Genomic DNA, 19,354 nt, shown 5'->3' on the forward strand with positions numbered 1-19,354 from the left:
GGTGCATATAAAAAGCTGTCAGGAAGGCGTTTCCTGACAGCTGCCCTTATTGCCCCCGAAACATCTGAGAGAGGAACCTGTGCCTGATCCATGGAATATTCATGGATAAGCGGACAAACATTTTACGTAAGGCAGGAATCTTCGTAATGATATCCAAAGCCTTGTATCGATACTTGTATATAGCTGCTATAGCAGATGCAAGAATCACAATCCAGCTGAACAATTGACGCAACTCATCCACCTCGTTTCTTTTTTCGGATGAGTTTATTTTTGGCTCGGATGCCCTTCCTTATTCATATACTTTTCAACTACAGGCTTCATCGTTTCTTTTAAAAGGCTGGCTGATTTTTTGAATTTAGCCTGCTCTTCTTCATTTAAATTGAGCTGTATAATTTCAGTAATGCCATGGCGGTTTACGATTGCAGGAACACCAATATAAAGATCCTCCACCCCATAAGCCCCATCGACATACCCAGAAATCGTAAAGACAGCATTTTCATTATGAAGAATTGCTTTTGTTAAACGAACAAGCCCCATAGCGATGCCATAATGCGTGGCTCCTTTTCGCTCAATAATGTGATAAGCAGCATCTCTTACTTGTTCAAAAATATGGTCTAAATCTTGTAGATCATATTTATCAGGGTAATCCTGAATACGGTCAAAAACAGAACGTCCGCCTACATTCGCATGACTCCAAACGGGCAGCTCCGAGTCACCATGTTCCCCCATAATATAAGCATGGATGTTTCTAGTATCAACCTGGAAGTACTCACTGAGTTGAAAGCGCAGACGAGCGGTATCCAGAATGGTTCCAGAACCAATGACCCGATGGACTGGGAGACCAGAGAATTTCCATGTCATATAAGTAAGTATATCCACAGGATTGGTAGCAACCACGAATATACCGTCAAAACCACTGGCCATAACAGAGTCAACGATGTTTTTAAAGATAGACGTGTTCTTCTCTAACAAATCAAGTCGTGTTTCTCCTGGTTTTTGGTTCGCGCCTGCTGTAATAACAACAATATCTGCAAGGCGACAATCTTCGTAATCACCAAACCAAATCTTTTTATTAGCCGGGGCGAAGGCAAGACCGTGATTTAAATCCATCGCATCACCCTCAGATTTATCCTTATTCAGATCTATCATCACCAATTCATCCGCCACGCCCTGATTTAAAAGAGCAAAAGCATAACTGGACCCAACAGCACCTGTCCCCACTAAAGCCACACGGTTCACACGTTCCACACTCATCACTCCCTAAAGTAAAGTAATTCCATTATACACCCAAACTTTGTTCAAAGATTCACAATATATTAATGTTTTGTGAACTCATGTATTAAAAATGATATGTGGAAGTAATACCCGTCTCTGTAAGAATATATTCGACTCTTTGGTCGAACTCTTCAAAAGGCAGCTCATTAATTTTCTGATGATTGGAAGCTATCATCAGAGTTTTTCCATTATACCCTTCAATAAAGCGATCAAAGTATCCGCCTCCATACCCTATCCTGTACCCTTTTTCGTCAAACAGAAGCCCAGGAACCAGAAGCAGATCCAGTTGATTTTTTTCTACCGGCTGAGATGTCTCAGGTTTAGGTTCTCTTAAACCAAAATAGACGCGTTCTAATTGTTCGAAGTGATCTAACTGGTAGAACTGCATCTCCTTATTCTTCGGAAGACACTTTGGTACAGCAATTGTTTTGCCTGCACTCCATCCTTCTTCAATAATCGGCTCTGTGGACCATTCGTGAGATTGAGATAACGTAACACCTACGCTGCCAGCTGCTTTCCACAGGTCACTTTCAAATAGATGATAGTACATGGATGCTTCGATCTTTTGCTTGTCTTTTAAGCTGAATCCCTGCATGAGACTTTTCCCCTTGAACCTTAATTCTGTCTTATCCATCTATCCACCCCATTTTAGATATAAAAAAAACAGTAGGAAAAAATCCTACTGTTTACTTAGTTTCACGGTGAAGCGTGTGCTTCCCAACGCGTGGGCTGTATTTCATAAGCTCCAGACGCCCAGGGTTCGTACGCTTGTTTTTTGTACTAATATAATTGCGGTCACCAGTTTCGGTGCAAGCAAGTGTAATATTTACGCGCATGTTAATTCCTCCTAATCATCTTTTCACTGTCTTATCCACATTATCAGACTCATTTATAATAACAAAAAGAGACTTCCCTTTCAAGTAATTATTCAGCTAAAAACGGCTAAAAATCCCATGGTCATGCATCTAATTCTATGATATAAATAAACAGGGATTCGATAAGGAGTGATATGATTTGATATATGCGTTCGGCGCTGTCGCTGGATCAGCCATCGTTTTGTTCATCCTTTCCTTCTTTTTAAAAGATCGAATAAAAGAAGTCGAAAATCAGGTGGAACAATTAAACATTACGATGATGCAAAGCGATTACCAGCTAAAGAAAAAGATGAAAGTTCTGGAAGAAGAACTTCTCACAGAAGATTTAACCGAAGGAATAGAGCCACCAAACTTCCAGGGAAAAGAAAACCCTAGACAACTGCCTCTTATGGATACGGTTCTGTCCATGTACAATAAAGGATATAAGATTCACTACATAGCCAAACAGACCAGTTTGAGTGAACATGATGTACAATCCTTCATCCATCAGAAGAAAATGGAAGGTGTCCAATAATGAAACAATGGATACAATCCTATTCTCTTGGGTTAATTACAGCCACTGCTTGTTTAGCCATAACTTATTGGAACACAGAATCCCAAGAAGCAGTAAATGTTCCCACACCCCTGACAGAGGAAGAGATGATTTCTAAAGTGGAGGAGAAAGGTTATCGTATCGTAACAAATGAAGAGTGGGCCGCTTTAAATGCCGAAGGAAAAATTGAAGAGGAGCCTGCTTCTCCTGTCTCAAGACCAATCACACTCTCCATGGATATTTCTCCTGGAACCACCACTCCAGAAATCAGCCGGAAACTGCTTGAAACGAACATCATTGAGGATGCCGAATCATTTGAGAGTTACATGGAGGATCATGAGTATAGTCGATATATACAGATTGGACAAGCTACACTAACTTCTGATATGTCCTTCAAACAAATAGCTGAGGCCATCACATCAAAATAGAGGAGAACGAAAAACGACATTAGTTCTTCTTATATAAAAAGGCTGGATACTTAAGTATCCAGCCTTTTTATTATTTATTTAGATCATACGTTTTACCTTTAACAAGATAAAAAATGTTTTCCCCGATATTAGTAATATGATCAGCAAATCGTTCGATATAACGGGCAACATAGGCCATTTGCATAATGTGTTGGATCTGCTCAGGATTAACTGCTGTTAATTCAAGCATCTCTTTTACAATAGATCCATATTTTTTATCAATGATATCATCCATCTCAGCCAGCTTGCTGGCGAGGGAGATGTCTTCATTTTCAAATGCTTTCACGGCAAGATCAACCATATCCATAACAAGAATAGCCATTTCACGCAGTTCCGGATCGATATCTATGCCGTGGTCTTCCCCAAGGTGTATAGTGGCTTTGGCAATATTCGTCGAATGGTCAGCCATACGTTCCAAGTCAGAAGAGATCTTTATCGCTATGACAATCCTTCTTAAATCTCTGGCTACAGGCTGCTGTTTTGCAAGCATCAGAATGGCATCATCATTAATTTTTTCTTCCTTAGAATCAATGACCGCGTCATCTTCAAGGATTTGTTTGGCCTTTTCTACATCTCCCTGATATAAAACGTGAATGGCCGAATCTAAGGAAGATTTAGCATCCAGGGCCAATTCCTTTATCTGGTTCTTCAGACTTTCCAACTCTTCTTCAAAATGAACACGAATAGACATAGTTATCCCCCTTTTTTTTAACCGAAGCGTCCTGTAATATAATCTTCTGTCCGCTTATCCTGGGGGTTCTGAAATAAGTCATCTGTATTTGCGAACTCGATTAATTCCCCGTTTAAGAAGAACGCTGTTTTGTCAGATATTCTTGCTGCTTGCTGCATGTTGTGAGTAACAATAATGATGCTGTACTTTTGTTTAAGTTCTTGGACAAGTTCTTCAACTTTTGCCGTAGAAATTGGGTCAAGGGCGGAAGTTGGTTCATCCATTAAAATTACATCAGGTTCTACAGCTAACGCACGCGCAATACATACACGCTGCTGCTGACCACCGGAAAGGCCATAAGCATTTTCATGGAGGCGGTCTTTCAGCTCATCCCAAATGGCTGCTCCTTTTAAACTTTTCTCAACGATTTGGTCCAGAACTTCTTTTTTCTTAATTCCGTGAATACGCGGACCATACGCTACATTATCATATACTGATTTCGGGAATGGATTAGGTTTTTGAAAGACCATTCCTACTTTGGTACGCAGATACTCTTGTTTATATTTGCTACTGAAGATATCTTGATCCCGATACTTAATGGAGCCGGAAGTCTTAACAATCGGAACCATTTCAACCATGCGGTTCAAGGTCTTAAGAAACGTTGATTTCCCGCACCCAGAAGGTCCGATAATTGCTGTAACCTGTTCTTGTGGTACATCCATGCTGACTTCATAAAGCGCCTGGTCGGAACCATACCAAAGATTCAAATCATTTACTTCAATAATACTGTTGGTTTTTTCAACCGTTCCCTCTTGGTTACCATTCGTTTCACGCGTTTTCTGGTTTACATTGATATTTGCTTTCTCTTCGATCACTTTATTCATAGTGAAACCCTCCTCATCCAAATTAAAGGCGTCGCTGATATTTATTTCTAATTAAAACGGCAATTGAATTCATTAACAGTAAAACGGCTAACAATACAATAATTCCTGCACCGGCAACATACTGCCATTCTTCCTGAGGCCTTCCTGTCCAGTTGTAAATCTGAATAGGCATAACGGTATATTTAGCTAGTAAAGAATTAGGCAGCGAGTAAATCGCGGTTGCAGCTCCTACAATAATTAACGGAGCTGTCTCACCAATAGCACGGGACAGAGCAATAATCGCACCTGTTAAGATTCCCGGAATAGAAGCAGGCAGAATCACGCGGGCAATCGTCTGCCATTTAGTAGCACCCATTCCATAGGAAGCTTCTTTAATTTCAGCCGGAACAGAGCGAATCGCTTCCTGAGCTGCTACCACAATTACAGGGAGAATGAGTAATGCCATCGTTAAACCACCTGCAATAAGTGTATACCCGAAATTAAACATATACACAAAGAACGTTAGACCTAATAGTCCAAAAACAATGGACGGGACACCGGCAAGGTTCTGGATATTGACCCGGATGAAATCTGTGAATTTATTCTGCGGGGCGTACTCCTCCAGATAAATTGCCGTGGCGACCCCGATGATAACAGAAAAAGTGGCGACAATAATCATTAAAAAGACAGATCCGATAAGGCCTGCGTATATTCCTGCTTTATCTGGATAAGGAGCAGGAAAATTCAAAATATAGTCTAAGCTTAAATAACCAATTCCTTGAGTCAATACACGGTAAAAAAGCAGAACGAGGAAAACAAGGCCAACTGCTGTAGCTAAACCAAACAGCACCATAAGGACTTTGTTTGCTGCTACTCTGGCTTCCATGCGTTTTTTTATACTTTGTTCATTTTGTCCAAGCATCAATATTCCTCCCTGAACTTACGCGAGATATACTGGGCAATCAAATTCATGACAAGCGTGAATACAAATAACGTCATACCTACAGCATACAGGCTGTAATAAATCGTGGATCCAAAAGTTGTATCTCCTGTAGCCGCTTGTACGATAAAGGCCGTCATGGTTTGAATAGATTCCGTCGGATTAAATGTTAAATTAGGCGTTGCTCCAGCTGCAATCGTTACAATCATTGTTTCACCTATTGCACGGGAAATAGCAAGTACAATGGAAGCAATGATACCAGAGAGCGCCGCTGGTAGTACAACTTTAAACACAACTTCTAATTTAGTAGCTCCTAATCCGTATGCACCTTCCCGCAACGCATTGGGAACAGAGTTCATAGCATCTTCAGATAAAGATGCAACCATAGGAATAATCATGATCCCTACAACAAACCCACCACTTAATGCGTTAAAGATTCCCATATCAGGTATGAAAGTTTGAAACAGAGGTGTAATAAATGTCAAAGCAAAATAACCGTAAACGACGGTAGGAATACCGGCCAGCACTTCAAGGACCGGCTTAATCACTCTTCTTACCTTATCGTTAGCATACTCACTCAAAAAAATGGCAGCCATTAAACCTAATGGAACGGCAACAAGTGTTGCAATCAATGTAATCAATAATGTTCCACCAATTAATGGAGCAATGCCATATTTACCTGACCATGGTGACCAGCTTGTTCCCGTATAGAACTCAACTATAGAGACTTCTGAAAAGAAACCGATGGATTCTCTCAGCAATGTAAACAGAATACCTACAGTTGTGAGAACACTGACACCTGCACAAAGAAGCAAGAAGAATGGGATGATTTTTTCTATTCTCTCACCAATGCTTGTCTTCTTTTTATTGTTTTCAATCATCTCTTGGACGTCAATCATTTTCCCCTCTGATTGTAAACCTTTGTCCATTGTTAAAACTCCTCTCATCCATAAGGCAAGGTGAGACTGTTAACAGTCTCACCCCCTTGTTAGGTTTTCCAAGTCAGTTACTCAGTCCAGCCTTTTACTTTATCAAGCTGTTCTTGATATTTCTCTTCTGGAAGAGCTACATAACCAACTTCTTCAGCAGCTTTACCTGCATTGTTTAGTGTATATTCTACAAAGTCACGAACTTGTGCTTTCTCTTTATAAGCATTCACATTAACATATGTGAAAAGTGGGCGGGAAAGTGGTGTGTAAGACCCGTCTTGAATTGTTTCTGGACCTGGTTTAACGGCTTCGCCATCTCCTTCAGCAATTCCAAGAGCTTTCAAGCTGTCTTCGTTCTCAGCATAGTAAGCATATCCAAAGAACCCAATTGCATTCGGGTTGTCTTTAATACCACGAACAAGCACGTTATCATCTTCAGATAGTGTTGTGTTTTGTCCTTCTTTCATCGGCTCATCTTCAAGAATCACTTCGTTGAAGTAGTCAAAAGTACCTGAGTCGTGACCAGGTGCGAAGATCTCAATTTGTTCTTCAGGCCATTCTGGGTTAATGTCAGACCATGTTTGAGCGTCAGAAGAATCAAGGAAGATCTGCTTAAGCTGATCGATTGTAAGTTCGTCAACAAAGTCATTTTTAGAACTTACTACTACAGAAAGACCATCGTAAGCTAGTTCAAGTGGCTCAAGAGTAATGCCATTTTCTTCAGCAATTGCTTTTTCTTCTTCTTTAATTTCACGGGAAGCGTTACTTAGGTCAATTTCACCAACAGTAGATTTTTTAAATCCACCACCAGAACCAGAAGAGTTTAGCGCCGCATCTACTTCCGGCTGTTCTTGTTGGTATGAATAAGTCAAGTTCTCCATAATTGGAAACACTGTGGAAGAACCGTCGATAGCAATTGGACCAGAAACTTCTTCAGAACCTTCACCGTTTGTATTACCTTCGTCAGCTGCGCCTTCTTCGTCAGAACCTCCGCAAGCTGCAAGTACTCCAAGCACTAAAACAAATGCCAGCATTAATGCTAAATTCTTAAAGTTTTTCATTTTCTTTCTCCCCCTACTATTTATCAATATTTATTTCGTTGGCGGCTTGACCAACTTACATTCTCTATATTAACGACGGAGTTTTAATGACATATGAATCAAACGTAAAGGTTTTGTAAATTGAGCATTTGAAGGAATATTTTCTTGTTATCCACCTCCGTTTATACATCAAGTTCCGCATTAATATAGAAAAAGGAGTGATACGTGTCGTATCACTCCTCAGTTTCTGCTTCTGCTTCATTATTATTCGTTTCACTTTTATTTGTTGCTCTTTCTTCTTTTAATTCAAAATAAGCCTGTCCAATACGAGCACCAATTTTGTTACTTACATTATAGGTGCTTGTCGCATCTTCTCCAACATAGGGGGTCATAATCGAAAAGGCAATTTCAGGGTCATCGAAAGGTGCAAAACCAACTAAGTTTTTATTTAAAACGTTACTGTAAGTTGTTCTTTCTCCATTCTCATCAAACACTGTCTTAAAGGCCTGGGCTGTTCCAGTCTTTACTGCAAAATTATATTGTGCATAAGGAGATTTTGAAAAAACACTGCTTGCAGAGCCGTTTGGTGTCTGCGCTGCCTGCCTAAATCCTTCTTGCACTCTATCAATATAAGAAGGATCCATTTCGATCTGGTTCAGCACTTTTGGTGCATATTGTTTGTAAACTGGTCCAAGACCATCTGTTGTGGACGGTTCGTGAATACTTTTAACAAGGTGCGGCTGCATGCGGTAGCCACCGTTGGCGATGGTGGATACATATTGATTCAACTGCAGAGCTGTATAGGAATGGAACTGACCGATTGAAAAATCTAAGATGTTACCTCTATCATTAAGGTCTCCACTTACACCTGAACCTTCGTATGGAAAGTCTATCCCAGTTTTAACTCCCAACCCGAACTGGTTAAAATTGTAAAGGAACTTATCAAATGTGCCTTCTTCTATAGATAGGGATTTCATTGAATAACGATTGCTGAAGTCGCCTCCTAAATACATGGCCAAGAAAAACATATATACGTTGGAAGACTGCTGGAGCGCCTGGATATCATTGACAGTACCTATGTTGGCCGTATAAGAACTTTTTGTTCTCCCCGCAATACTAATCTCTTTGTCATTTATCCAAGTATTCGGTGTGACAGCCCCTTCATGAAGACCAGTCAAAACCGTTGCTCCCTTAACCACAGAACCTGGCATATAGGCACTATACAGAGCCTGGTGGGAAGTGTCGGTAAACCTTCCTTCACCTTCTTCAGGATTTCTATTATACGTCTGCCCCGTGATCGCCAGTATTTCACCTGTTTTTGGATTTGAAACAACGGCAATCGAGTTTTCTAAATGTCTGTTGGGCCCTGGGGCCTGCCTGATAGCATTCTCCAGCTCTTCCTGAACAATTTTATTGACTCTTTCCTGTAGTTCCATATCAATAGTCAGCATTATGTCTTTTCCTGGCTGACCTTCGCGGATGACTTTAGAATCAATAACGTTATTATTTTTATCTGTTTCATACTGCACTTTTTCTTTTGTTCCTCTAAGAACATCTTCATATTCCTGCTCAAGGCCTTTGGTTCCAACACGGTCATTACGGCTGTAATCGAGGGACATAAAGTAATCCAGCTGTTCAGCTGGAAGACCCGCCTCACTAGTTGTAATGCTCCCGAGATAACTGCGGAAAGTGGAACCAAAAGGATACGTCCGGTCCCAGTCGGCTGTAACATTGACGCCGGGCAGATGGGAAAGGTTTTCTGCTACCTTAGAATATTCCGCCTCTGTAATGTCTGAGTTTTTTAAGACATGAGGGGCAAGAGCGTATGCTCGATCCAATTCCCTTTTAATAGCTATGACTTCTTTAGTCTGATTGTCATAGTTTGAGATTTCTTCAGGTTTAATGCTGTCCAGCTGCAACTGATAAACCTCTCCATTATCGAGATCAGATGTGTCTTCATCTGCAATCCGCTCAGCCATCCGCTCTTCGTTTCTTAAATAGAAGTACTCTTTTAAGTCTCTTTCAGTCAAATTCTCATAATCCATATCAAGGTATTGAGCCAGCTGTTCAGCTAAAGCTAATTTATCTGAAGGCTGCACCCCTTTAGGCGGGGTGTACGTAATTGAATATAAAGGTTCATTATCAACAACGGGCTGCATATTGGAGTCATATATTTCGCCCCTGGGAACAGAGATACTCGTAGTTGTATTCTCTGTACGGTCAATTTCTTCTTGTGCTTCTTCTCCGTTAAGGACCTGTACAACTCCCAGCTGCAGTATAATTCCGGCAAACAAAATAAACACAACAAAAAACACCACATTCAATCGGAAAGGAAGGTGTGATCTGCTTCTATCTTTTTTCTTATTGTTCTTCCCCATGAACTCCTCTCCCTCTTAAAAAAATCCTTCTCCCATTATAACATTGTTCCAGGGTTCCAGGATAGGCGGAGTTCATGGGTGATTGGTGTCAATTTTGTGTTGAAGGACGCACTTTCGTGTCGATACCACGTATAAAGAAGTAAATATAAAAGTGTCCTCCTCCTACCAGCAGTAAGATATACGGAATTCCTGTCTCTGGAGTGATCCATGTGATAGCAAGTAAAAAAATTAAGATTGACAAGACTCGGCCGAAATTCAAGAAAATCTCCCTGACGACAATATATTCAATCCTCATTTCTGCTGCATTCCATGACCTTCCAATGACATCATAGGTCAGGGATACATAAGGAACGTAAAGCAAAGGGAAGAATATCCCTGCAATTCCAGCATACACCAGCATCCATGTCATGGTGTCACTGAACAGGAGGATCAACACACTTAAGTAAAGAGATAATCCAGATATAAAAATGACCTTTTTCCTGCGTCGTGGCTTAGCCCAGCGACTAACTAAAAAGTAAAACAGAAATGAGAAGCTTGAGAATACTAAATTGAATACACCAAGCGATAGTTCATCTTTCGTTATTAAAAAGATCCAAATCGAAACAGCAAATAAAAATGTCCCCTCTCTAAATCCTTGCGCAATATGGGCATTTAATATTCGTTTCCAATTGGAGTTATGTTTTCGTTCAGTTACGATTCTGCGAAATGAGAAATTCCCTTTCGCTTTCCTTCTGGATAACCCGAAACTGACGAGGACGGCTATGATGAAAAGTCCAAATGAAATGGCGAATATAACCGTATAACCTGTGAAGTTATTAAGACGGGAAATAATGTATCCCGCAAGAAGAGGACCGGTCATCCCACCCAAAGATTGAAGGACGCCCAAAAAACCATTAAAAAAATCCCTCGTATCAGGCTCAGTAATTTCAAATGTCAATACATTGTAAGCCAGCCAGTAAAATCCATACCCTACCCCTAATAAGGAACCAAGCATAATATTAAAGGAAGATGCCTGTTCCCCTACGATTAATACCGTTAAAAAAAACAAGGATAAGACGGTGACACCTGTTCTTAATACAATCACCCGATCGATTTTCTTGGCACATTTCCCGGCAAAAATAAAGGTCAAAGGCTGCAGTATATAAATACTCAGGTTATATAAAGCAATGTCTATATAGCTGTTGGATTGCTTCCATAAATAGATGTTCACAAATGTACTGGATAGAAATATACCTAAGGAGTATAGGCCTCCAATGAGAAGTAACAATATTAAATCTTTTGACACATTTTCGTGGCTGAGCCACGCGCGCAGCTTACTCACCATATCCATGTCTCCTTTGTGTTCTTCTATAGTGTTATCAGAACAAAAGGAGATATACAAAAAGAGAGGTGCGGATATTTATCCGCACCTCTCTATAACCATTATTATTTAGCAGCGTCGAAACGCTTAGCTACTTCATCCCAATTTACAACGTTCCAGAATGCTGAAACGTAGTCAGGACGACGGTTTTGATAATTAAGGTAATACGCGTGCTCCCAAACATCAAGACCCAGAATTGGAGTTTTACCTTCCATAATCGGAGAATCTTGGTTTAACGTATCAATTACTTCAAGGTTACCATTATTGACTACTAACCAAGCCCAGCCAGATCCAAAACGGCCTTTAGCTGTTTCTTCAAATTTCTCTTTGAACTGATCTAAACCGCCAAAGGTATCATTGATTTGAGTAGCCAGGTCACCAGTCGGCTCGCCGCCGCCATTCGGAGACATAATTGTCCAGAATAGGCTGTGGTTTGCGTGGCCTCCACCGTTACGACGAACAGCTGTACGGATATCTTCCGGTACAACGGAAAGGTTATTAGAAAGAAGTTCTTCTAAAGATTTATCCTGAAGATCTGCATGACCTTCCAGCGCGTTGTTCAATTTAGTAACATAACCGTTGTGGTGCTTCGTATGGTGAATGTTCATTGTTTCCTTATCGATTGTTGGTTCAAGTGCATCATAAGCGTAAGGTAGTTCTGGTAGTTCAAACTTAGCCATAATGTAACTCCTCCTTAAAAATAGTATGTAAAATCAGAAGCATCAGCTTCTCATTTTACATTATCAAACCGATTTTGGACATGCAACTAATTTGCATTGCAAAGAGAATATATCTCTTCCGCTATTATGAATTCCCTTATGTAAGAATTTCAAACATAAAAAAAACAAGCCTTCCGCTTGTTTTTCCTTTTCTTATTAAAGTGGCTCGGGACGGAATCGAACCGCCGACACACGGATTTTCAGTCCGTTGCTCTACCGACTGAGCTACCGAGCCATGTAAAGATAAATTGTTCTTTTTTGTAAGTCTGACTGCTGCGTATACTCTGCATCTTGTGGGGAAAGTATCCTTACTAACTTTCCGATCTTTATTAACGCTGAACCATTTATGTATGATGGCGGAGGAGGAGGGATTCGAACCCCCGCGAGCCGTAAAGCCCCTGGCGGTTTTCAAGACCGCTCCCTTCAGCCAAACTTGGGTACTCCTCCGTATCAAAAAATGGTGGACCCTGCAGGACTCGAACCTGCGACCGATCGGTTATGAGCCGATAGCTCTAACCAGCTGAGCTAAGGGTCCACATGGGGCGGTTGATGGGAATCGAACCCACGAATGCCGGAACCACAATCCGGTGCGTTAACCACTTCGCCACAACCGCCATGTCTTTATTGATATTATGTATTGGTAGCGGCGGAGGGAATCGAACCCACGACCTCACGGGTATGAACCGTACGCTCTAGCCAGCTGAGCTACACCGCCAAATAATTGTCGTTTGTAAGCGACTTAATTAATGTAACATGTTATCCAATATGTTGTCAACATGTTTTTTCACGCCTGTTTTGGCGACAAAAATAATATAGCATGCACAGATTATTCTTTCAAGGGTTTTTTCAAAAAAAGTATAAAAGCGGCTGACACACAGCCGCTTTTATATGCTTTACAGGCTTTCCTTTTCCCCTAATACTTCTTCTGCAATGTTAACCGCATGGTCTCCTATACGCTCCAGGTTACTGATCATATCAACAAAGACAATTCCTGCCTGACCTGTACACACTCCCTCATTCAGACGAATGATGTGTTTCTTACGATAACTGCGTTCCATCCGGTCCAGTTCATTTTCTTTCTGAACAACGGCAAGTGCTTCTTCTCTGCTCATGCTTTCAAGAGCTTTAGTCGCTTGTTTAACAGTCATCAAAGTAAGATCAAACATTGTATTTAAATCTTCAATCGCTTGAGGAGTAAGGTTTACCTTATTAGAGTTTTTGTAATCGATGAGTTCGATAATATTTTCAAAATGGTCTCCTATACGTTCTAAATCACGTACAGAGTCCATGAGAGCTGAGTGTTTCTGACTCTCTTCATCAGTTAGAGATGCTTGAGAAAGATCTACTAAATAATCAGTAATCTTCCGATCCAGATTGTTAAGTGCATCTTCGATCTGCATCGCTACTTCTGAGTGCTTTTGCTGTTTGTTATTCAAATAGAGGCTTGTCTCTTCTAAACCTTTATAGGCATACTCACCCATACGCACGACTTCTTCTTTAGCCTGATCTAATGCTAAAGAAGGAGACTGGTCGATAAATATTGGATCCAAGTGCTGCGGCTTGTGATCGATGAGTGACTCATCTCCAGGTACAAGTTTGATGACAATCCAGGCCAATACCGCAACAAACGGAAACTGCACGATTGTGTTAGCGATATTAAATGACCCGTGCGCAAAAGCAATCGTCATTTCGGGACCAAGGTCCAATGCATCCCGAAGCCACTCTACATAAAGCGTAAACGGCTTTAATAGAAGTAAGAAGACGGTTGCGCCTAAAACGTTAAATATTACGTGAACGAAAGCTGCACGCTTAGCGCCGACACTGGCACCAATAGCTGCTATTACTGCTGTAATGGTTGTGCCAATGTTGTCCCCGAACAACACAGGTAAAGCGGCTTGAATATCAACAAGTCCTTCTCCAAACAAACCTTGGAGTATACCAATGGTGGCACTTGAACTCTGAACAATTACTGTAAATAGTGTACCGATGACAACACCAAGAATAGGATTGTCACTCATACTCAGCGTTAATTCACGGAATGCTTCCATTGATCGAAGAGGCTTCATCCCGCCGCTCATCAACTCAAGTCCGAAGAATAACGCACCTAAACCAAATACCGTCTGCCCTAAGTGGGTAACCTTCTTATTTTTAAAGAAGAAGATTAGTAATGAACCAACAGCTAAGATTGGAAGACCATATTCTTTAATATCTATACCAATAATAAATGCGGTAAATGTTGTACCAATGTTGGCACCCATAATAACACCAATCGCTTGTCTAAATGTCATAAAACCGGCGTTAACGAGCCCGACAGTTAAGACAGTCGTCGTAGAACTACTTTGCACAAGCACCGTGACTACAGCACCTGCGATAACACCCATTAACGGATTACTCGTAAATCGATCAAGCAGCTCCTTCAGACGATCGCCTGCTACCTTCTGAAGGCCGTCCCCCATAAATTTAATACCAAACAGGAAAATACCTAGTCCACCGATGAATTCAAATATCATCTTCTGCACATCGATTTCCATGTTCTCCACCCTTTCCTCATCCAAAGTTTTTCTGTATTTTCTATTTAAAAAACACCTCATCCATTATTAACGAAGTCTATTTCTTTTGTAAAGATAATTCACCAATCTTAACATTAAATTTACATTCAAAAAATATATGGTTGATTATGGTGTGGTATAAAATCCTCAGCATATAAAAAAAGGCCTCTCAAGGCCTTTTTTGCTAAGATGCTTTTTCTTTGTCGTATTGAACCTGATTATCATCTACCCTTTCATCCTTTGCTTCTACTATATCCTCTTCTTCCCTTAACTGATTGGATGCAATTAATCCAGATAACTCTTGTGTAAGTGCGATCAGTTCATTTGTGAATTCGTCAAAAGTTTGTCTATTGATTTCCTGTTTCTCTGATGCCTGTGCTAAATGACTAGTGGACACAGACAGCTCATATGTCACTTGCTCCATTCCTTGAATTACACGATGCATCCGCGGCATGACCTCCTCGCCATCATGCAGGGATGTTTTTATCGACGCAAGTTGTTCGTTAAATCCATTCATCCCTTTTGATAAATGGTGAAATGATTGTCTTGAAAGATCCATTTCTTCCTGCTGATGATTGACTCCATGAACTAAGCGGGTAAACTGATCGGAAAAGTCATTACCTAAAGTAATAAGATCATCTATTCGAGTATCAATATTAACCGCGGCTTTTCTCGACCGGTCCGCAAGTGTTCTTACCTCTTGAGCCACTACTGCAAAGCCTTTCCCATGCTCTCCGGCTCTCGCTGCTTCAATAGATGCATTTAACGCAAGCATACGTGTTTGTTCTGAAATGGCTTGTATTTTAGTACCAAAGTCTTGAATTTTGTATATATAGTCTTGAAAGGATTCGACCCTTGAAGACATCTCTGATAATTCTGTTTCAAAGCGGTTAAGAGACATTTCCACTCTCTGCACCCCGCCATTTCCTAACTGGACAGCTTCATTCATGGACTCTTGTTCGCTTAGCATTTTTCTTAGACCTTGCTGAAGAATTTCAAATGTGTGATTCAATTCATTAAAAACATCTTTTTGTACATCCATATGTATATCTGTCTGTTCACTTTCTTTCTTTAATTTTTCTACATCTTTTCGCATTTGCATGTGGGAATCATTTAATTTAATAGAAGAGACTTCAATCTTTTCTCCTCCATCATTCAATTGTCCGACAGTTTCTTCAAGCGAAAATAGTATACCTGAGATGGTTTGAATTAATTCTTCATAGCTCCTTTTCAGTGATTTTATTTCAGGAACGCTTGTTTTAATAGAAGAAGTACTTTGGATGACTCCATTTCCTGCTTTCTCCATAATCATTTGAAGCCCCTTTATAGGTCTTACTATACGGCCAATAATAAAATGGACAAATATCCCGATTACCGCAGCTGTTAGAGCACCAATCAGAAGGGTGTATCCAGCCATCTGCTTCACTTCACTCATAATATCTTCTTCAGGAACACTTACCAAATATATCCCTTGAAGTTCCTGAACCGGAGCATAGGATACGACGACAGAATCTCCTTCCACCTCCGTTATTTTTGTACCGTTTTCCTGATTCATAACCATATCAGTAAAGGAGCTTGAAAATAGAGAGGACTTTTTCATTTCCGGATATGTATAGACACCTTTTTCAGTAATAAGATACGCATCCGAACGGAGTCCATCCTGTTGTATTTGAGCTTTCTGTCCATTTACATAGCCTTTCATACGTTCATTAAATTCTTGTTGATCAGACACAAAAGCATACATCAGTTGTTCTGATACATCCTGAGCCATCTGCAATTCGCGTTCTAAACGATCCTGGACAAGGGCTACCTGGCTGTCTTTAGCTTTGTCGTAAGTAAAATAACCAATGACAGATACAGAAATGAGCACTAACAAACAGATGACAAAGGTGAGTCTTGTCTGCAGACTGAGTGGATTTATTCGCTGCTTCAGGAATTTAAGTTCACGCTTAATTTTCATATTTAAAAACACTCCATTATCATTTAGTCAGTGAGTCAAATAAATTATGACAATGAAGTGTTAAGCGTTTGTTAATGATTGATTAATGTTCCGTTATTTTTAATTCTTCTTGACCAGGATTTTAGTCCCATCAACAGAAACAACGACTATTTCATCACCTTGGGATATCCACTGCCCGTTCGAAATAGCGCTGTAATCATCTCCATCGATAACTACCGTACCTACAGGACGCATGTCTGTTTCTGCTTTTCCCTGCCTTCCTACAAGCTCTTGGTATGTCTCTTTCATTGAGTTATATCCCATCTCCGAGGTCAATTGATCATTCAAAGCCATCTGGGTCCACATTTTCCTACGCTTGAAGACTTTAAGAAACAATAAAGAAGCTGCCCCGCCCAAAATTACACCGATGACACTATACAAACCCGCAATCCAGTTGGGGGCACTAAAACCAACAGCAATGACCATCGCTGCTCCACCAATGGTAGCCAGTGTACCATCGTTCAAAAGTTTCCCATCTATAATCATTAAGATCATGCCTAAAAAATAAACCAGCATCATAATCACAAACATATCAGCAGCCAGGTAACCGGAAAAATAGACTGTTATAAATCCAAAGCCCACAATGGCAAAGGCTCCCCGCATATTCACAAGTAATTCTCCGATTAAAAACAGCGTTCCTAAAAATGTTATGAATAAAGCGATCCAATCATAGCTGAACATGATGGTTCACATCCTCTCCTTAATTAATATATGTACGATTATCTTCCTGTTTTTGTTTCAAACAAAAATAATTTTCTTCATTTAGGACTCGTGGTATAATTTGTAGGTCCATGACAGAAGTCTGGTTTACACAAACTTTAAGAAACATGCGTCTTTATTTAAGGGTCTTGACTTCTCATTTTCAACCAAAGCCCTTATAATGAAGATTGGAAATTCATCTTGCATACCTTTTTTGTAAATATAAAGGAGCGATTTTAAATGGCAATTACGCACAGAAAAGATACCCGTCCCGTAAAAGTCGGAGACTTAACGATAGGTGGAGCCGATGAGGTCGTCATCCAATCCATGACAACAACCAAAACGCACGATGTTGAAGCAACCGTGGCAGAAATTAAACGTTTAGAAGAAGCCGGATGTCAAGTTGTCCGTGTGGCCTGCCCGGATGACCGTGCGGCTGATGCAATACCTGAGATTAAAAAGCGAATTAATATCCCACTTGTTGTTGATATTCACTTTGACTACAAGAAAGCTTTGAAAGCAATTGAAGGCGGCGCAGACAAAATTCGTATCAATCCAGGGAACATCGGTAAACGTGAGAAAGTAGAAGCTGTTGTAAAAGCAGCTAAAGCCAAAGGTATTCCTATCCGTATAGGTGTGAACGCCGGCTCTCTTGAGCGTCACATTTTAGAAAAGTATGGCTATCCTACTGCTGATGGTATGGTGGAGAGTGCTCTGCATCACATTAAGATTCTCGAGGATTTAGACTTCCATGATATCATCGTTTCAATGAAAGCATCTGATGTTAAACTGGCTATTGAAGCTTATGAAAAAGCTGCTGCTGCATTTAACTACCCTCTTCATCTGGGTATCACAGAATCCGGCACACTCTTCGCCGGAACAGTAAAAAGTGCCGCAGGCCTTGGAGCTATCTTGAGTAAAGGCATCGGGAGCACGGTTCGAATCAGTTTGAGTGCCGACCCTGTAGAAGAAGTAAAAGTGGCAAAAGAATTATTGAAATCCTTTGGTCTTGCTTCAAACGCAGCCACTTTAATATCCTGTCCGACATGCGGACGTATTGAAATCGATTTGATCTCAATCGCCAATGAAGTTGAAGAGTATATCCAAACTATAAAGGCACCTATAAAAGTTGCAGTACTTGGATGTGCCGTAAATGGACCGGGAGAAGCACGTGAAGCTGACATCGGAATTGCAGGGGCACGTGGAGAAGGTCTCCTTTTCCGTCATGGAGAAATTATCCGTAAAGTTCCTGAGGATATCATGGTGGAAGAGTTGAAAAAAGAAGTCGATAAATTAGCAGAAGAACATTATGAAAAAGAGCGTTTAGAAAAAGAAAAGCAGAAACAATCCTAACACAATTAAAGGTACCCCCATTATGGGGGCACCTTTTTTTACTGTATTTAGATCAAGTTATAAAATGGAGCAAAGAACAACGAAAACGCGATGGAAACAATACTTATAATAATCGCCATGTTCCCAAGCGTATCCGCTCCACGACGTTTTCCAACGATCCCCAGGATAATGCCTGTGGCACCGAGGATCAATGGAGCAAAGAAAAACGAGAGAATAGCAGCGGATAACCCCAGCCATCCCATCCCCACCTTAACGTCATCATCTTCCATTGTTGTTTCTTTTTCTCCGTTATTCATTGGCTCATCAATCGGCCCAACAGCCGCTTCTTGAGCAAACTCTTCTTCATAGCTGTCTCCATATACAGGCTGGTTTGGACCCCGACCATGGTCGTCTGCCACTTCCGCTTCATCGTAGCCTGCCTCCTGCTTGAAATCCTGATTCTGAATCTCATCAAAGGCTTCTTCAATGACCTGTTCGGTCGTCGGCTCTTCATGATCGTGAGCTTCTTCGGTATGCACCTGTTCCAGCTCATCTCCGTGATTCGGAGCTTTTTCTGTTTGCTGATTCTCAACAGTCTTCTTCGGATCGTTCATGCGAATTCCCTCACTTTCTGTTTGGAGAATCATGATTATTATATGGAGTTATTCTTTTTTTAAAGGAGGCAGTTCATGGCAAAAAAAACGCTGGATGAGTAAACTCTCCCAGC

The 19,354-nt window shown here is 40.7% G+C and carries 19 protein-coding genes and 5 tRNA genes; 3 read left to right on the top strand and 21 right to left on the bottom strand.

The window, feature by feature from the left end:
- Positions 1 to 46 precede the first annotated feature (46 nt).
- From LC036_RS12555 to rpmG, 4 genes are all read right to left on the bottom strand, one after another.
- Entirely contained in the window at positions 47 to 241 is a 195-nt protein-coding gene (locus LC036_RS12555; protein ID WP_226583037.1) for a hypothetical protein, read from the bottom strand.
- Positions 242 to 264: 23 nt separating this feature from the next.
- Positions 265 to 1,248 (bottom strand): L-lactate dehydrogenase, encoded by a 984-nt coding sequence (locus LC036_RS12560; protein ID WP_413229889.1) that lies wholly within the window; start codon positions 1,246 to 1,248, stop codon positions 265 to 267.
- Between the two features lie 91 nt (positions 1,249 to 1,339).
- Positions 1,340 to 1,909, bottom strand: a complete 570-nt coding sequence (locus tag LC036_RS12565) for a 5-formyltetrahydrofolate cyclo-ligase (protein ID WP_226583041.1) — start codon at positions 1,907 to 1,909, stop codon at positions 1,340 to 1,342.
- A gap of 52 nt (positions 1,910 to 1,961) precedes the next feature.
- Positions 1,962 to 2,111 carry a 50S ribosomal protein L33 gene (gene rpmG, locus LC036_RS12570; RefSeq protein ID WP_226583042.1) on the bottom strand — a complete coding sequence of 50 codons (150 nt, stop codon included), beginning with the start codon at positions 2,109 to 2,111 and terminating at the stop codon, positions 1,962 to 1,964.
- A gap of 178 nt (positions 2,112 to 2,289) precedes the next feature.
- Here rpmG and LC036_RS12575 point away from each other — a divergent pair, with 178 nt between their 5' ends.
- On the top strand, positions 2,290 to 2,664 hold the full coding sequence (locus LC036_RS12575) for a hypothetical protein (protein WP_226583043.1): 375 nt from the start codon (positions 2,290 to 2,292) through the stop codon (positions 2,662 to 2,664).
- Positions 2,664 to 3,110 carry a hypothetical protein gene (locus LC036_RS12580; RefSeq protein WP_226583044.1) on the top strand — a complete coding sequence of 149 codons (447 nt, stop codon included), beginning with the start codon at positions 2,664 to 2,666 and terminating at the stop codon, positions 3,108 to 3,110. Before LC036_RS12575 ends, LC036_RS12580 begins: the two co-directional genes overlap by 1 nt.
- Before the next feature lie 70 nt (positions 3,111 to 3,180).
- On the opposite strand, the gene phoU is transcribed toward LC036_RS12580, so the two are convergent.
- The 16 genes from phoU to LC036_RS12660 all read right to left on the bottom strand — a co-directional run bounded on the left by phoU (position 3,181) and on the right by LC036_RS12660 (position 17,277).
- Positions 3,181 to 3,840, bottom strand: a complete 660-nt coding sequence (phoU, locus tag LC036_RS12585; RefSeq protein ID WP_226583047.1) for a phosphate signaling complex protein PhoU — start codon at positions 3,838 to 3,840, stop codon at positions 3,181 to 3,183.
- A 17-nt stretch (positions 3,841 to 3,857) separates the two neighbouring features.
- Positions 3,858 to 4,703, bottom strand: a complete 846-nt coding sequence (pstB, locus tag LC036_RS12590) for a phosphate ABC transporter ATP-binding protein PstB (protein WP_226583050.1) — start codon at positions 4,701 to 4,703, stop codon at positions 3,858 to 3,860.
- Positions 4,704 to 4,725: 22 nt separating this feature from the next.
- The gene (gene pstA, locus LC036_RS12595; protein WP_226583053.1) at positions 4,726 to 5,604 is read right to left on the bottom strand and encodes a phosphate ABC transporter permease PstA; all 879 of its coding nucleotides are present in this window, start codon (positions 5,602 to 5,604) and stop codon (positions 4,726 to 4,728) included.
- Positions 5,604 to 6,551 carry a phosphate ABC transporter permease subunit PstC gene (gene pstC, locus LC036_RS12600; protein ID WP_226583056.1) on the bottom strand — a complete coding sequence of 316 codons (948 nt, stop codon included), beginning with the start codon at positions 6,549 to 6,551 and terminating at the stop codon, positions 5,604 to 5,606. The genes pstA and pstC overlap by 1 nt, the downstream gene beginning before the upstream one ends.
- A gap of 77 nt (positions 6,552 to 6,628) precedes the next feature.
- Positions 6,629 to 7,612: a PstS family phosphate ABC transporter substrate-binding protein gene (locus tag LC036_RS12605; RefSeq protein WP_226583058.1), complete on the bottom strand. Its 984-nt coding sequence runs from the start codon at positions 7,610 to 7,612 to the stop codon at positions 6,629 to 6,631.
- 212 nt (positions 7,613 to 7,824) lie between these two features.
- Positions 7,825 to 9,969 (bottom strand): peptidoglycan D,D-transpeptidase FtsI family protein, encoded by a 2,145-nt coding sequence (locus LC036_RS12610; RefSeq protein WP_226583059.1) that lies wholly within the window; start codon positions 9,967 to 9,969, stop codon positions 7,825 to 7,827.
- Positions 9,970 to 10,057: 88 nt separating this feature from the next.
- Positions 10,058 to 11,293 carry an MFS transporter gene (locus tag LC036_RS12615; protein ID WP_226583061.1) on the bottom strand — a complete coding sequence of 412 codons (1,236 nt, stop codon included), beginning with the start codon at positions 11,291 to 11,293 and terminating at the stop codon, positions 10,058 to 10,060.
- 101 nt (positions 11,294 to 11,394) lie between these two features.
- The gene (locus LC036_RS12620) at positions 11,395 to 12,009 is read right to left on the bottom strand and encodes a superoxide dismutase (RefSeq protein ID WP_226583062.1); all 615 of its coding nucleotides are present in this window, start codon (positions 12,007 to 12,009) and stop codon (positions 11,395 to 11,397) included.
- 201 nt (positions 12,010 to 12,210) lie between these two features.
- Positions 12,211 to 12,283 (bottom strand) — tRNA-Phe (locus LC036_RS12625).
- A gap of 119 nt (positions 12,284 to 12,402) precedes the next feature.
- A tRNA-Ser gene (locus LC036_RS12630) sits at positions 12,403 to 12,495 on the bottom strand.
- A gap of 11 nt (positions 12,496 to 12,506) precedes the next feature.
- Positions 12,507 to 12,583: transfer RNA gene (locus LC036_RS12635), tRNA-Ile, on the bottom strand.
- Positions 12,584 to 12,586: 3 nt separating this feature from the next.
- Positions 12,587 to 12,662 (bottom strand) — tRNA-His (locus LC036_RS12640).
- 24 nt (positions 12,663 to 12,686) lie between these two features.
- Positions 12,687 to 12,763 (bottom strand) — tRNA-Met (locus LC036_RS12645).
- A 178-nt stretch (positions 12,764 to 12,941) separates the two neighbouring features.
- Positions 12,942 to 14,579: a Na/Pi cotransporter family protein gene (locus LC036_RS12650; RefSeq protein ID WP_226583064.1), complete on the bottom strand. Its 1,638-nt coding sequence runs from the start codon at positions 14,577 to 14,579 to the stop codon at positions 12,942 to 12,944.
- A gap of 202 nt (positions 14,580 to 14,781) precedes the next feature.
- On the bottom strand, positions 14,782 to 16,557 hold the full coding sequence (locus LC036_RS12655) for a methyl-accepting chemotaxis protein (protein WP_226583066.1): 1,776 nt from the start codon (positions 16,555 to 16,557) through the stop codon (positions 14,782 to 14,784).
- 99 nt (positions 16,558 to 16,656) lie between these two features.
- On the bottom strand, positions 16,657 to 17,277 hold the full coding sequence (locus LC036_RS12660) for an NfeD family protein (RefSeq protein WP_226583068.1): 621 nt from the start codon (positions 17,275 to 17,277) through the stop codon (positions 16,657 to 16,659).
- 264 nt (positions 17,278 to 17,541) lie between these two features.
- Between LC036_RS12660 and ispG the strand changes: the two genes are divergently transcribed.
- Complete coding sequence (gene ispG / locus LC036_RS12665) at positions 17,542 to 18,648, top strand: flavodoxin-dependent (E)-4-hydroxy-3-methylbut-2-enyl-diphosphate synthase (RefSeq protein ID WP_226583928.1); 1,107 nt, start codon at positions 17,542 to 17,544, stop codon at positions 18,646 to 18,648.
- 47 nt (positions 18,649 to 18,695) lie between these two features.
- Here the strand turns inward: ispG and LC036_RS12670 are convergent, their stop codons facing one another.
- Positions 18,696 to 19,274, bottom strand: a complete 579-nt coding sequence (locus LC036_RS12670) for a hypothetical protein (protein ID WP_226583071.1) — start codon at positions 19,272 to 19,274, stop codon at positions 18,696 to 18,698.
- Positions 19,275 to 19,354: the final 80 nt, after the last annotated feature.

It is taken from the genome of Halobacillus litoralis (assembly GCF_020524025.1).
Lineage (GTDB): Bacteria > Bacillota > Bacilli > Bacillales > Halobacillaceae > Halobacillus > Halobacillus litoralis_D.

Bases quoted from the DNA above. Each gene is read 5' to 3' on its own strand.
- LC036_RS12565 (WP_226583041.1), bottom strand. From the start codon at position 1,909: ATGGATAAGACAGAATTAAGGTTCAAGGGGAAAAGTCTCATGCAGGGA.
- rpmG (WP_226583042.1), bottom strand. From the start codon at position 2,111: ATGCGCGTAAATATTACACTTGCTTGCACCGAAACTGGTGACCGCAAT.
- LC036_RS12580 (WP_226583044.1), top strand. From the start codon at position 2,664: ATGAAACAATGGATACAATCCTATTCTCTTGGGTTAATTACAGCCACT.
- phoU (WP_226583047.1), bottom strand. From the start codon at position 3,840: ATGTCTATTCGTGTTCATTTTGAAGAAGAGTTGGAAAGTCTGAAGAAC.
- pstB (WP_226583050.1), bottom strand. From the start codon at position 4,703: ATGAATAAAGTGATCGAAGAGAAAGCAAATATCAATGTAAACCAGAAA.
- pstA (WP_226583053.1), bottom strand. From the start codon at position 5,604: ATGCTTGGACAAAATGAACAAAGTATAAAAAAACGCATGGAAGCCAGA.
- pstC (WP_226583056.1), bottom strand. From the start codon at position 6,551: ATGGACAAAGGTTTACAATCAGAGGGGAAAATGATTGACGTCCAAGAG.
- LC036_RS12605 (WP_226583058.1), bottom strand. From the start codon at position 7,612: ATGAAAAACTTTAAGAATTTAGCATTAATGCTGGCATTTGTTTTAGTG.
- LC036_RS12610 (WP_226583059.1), bottom strand. From the start codon at position 9,969: ATGGGGAAGAACAATAAGAAAAAAGATAGAAGCAGATCACACCTTCCT.
- LC036_RS12615 (WP_226583061.1), bottom strand. From the start codon at position 11,293: ATGGTGAGTAAGCTGCGCGCGTGGCTCAGCCACGAAAATGTGTCAAAA.
- LC036_RS12620 (WP_226583062.1), bottom strand. From the start codon at position 12,009: ATGGCTAAGTTTGAACTACCAGAACTACCTTACGCTTATGATGCACTT.
- LC036_RS12650 (WP_226583064.1), bottom strand. From the start codon at position 14,579: ATGGAAATCGATGTGCAGAAGATGATATTTGAATTCATCGGTGGACTA.
- LC036_RS12655 (WP_226583066.1), bottom strand. From the start codon at position 16,557: ATGAAAATTAAGCGTGAACTTAAATTCCTGAAGCAGCGAATAAATCCA.
- LC036_RS12660 (WP_226583068.1), bottom strand. From the start codon at position 17,277: ATGTTCAGCTATGATTGGATCGCTTTATTCATAACATTTTTAGGAACG.
- LC036_RS12670 (WP_226583071.1), bottom strand. From the start codon at position 19,274: ATGATTCTCCAAACAGAAAGTGAGGGAATTCGCATGAACGATCCGAAG.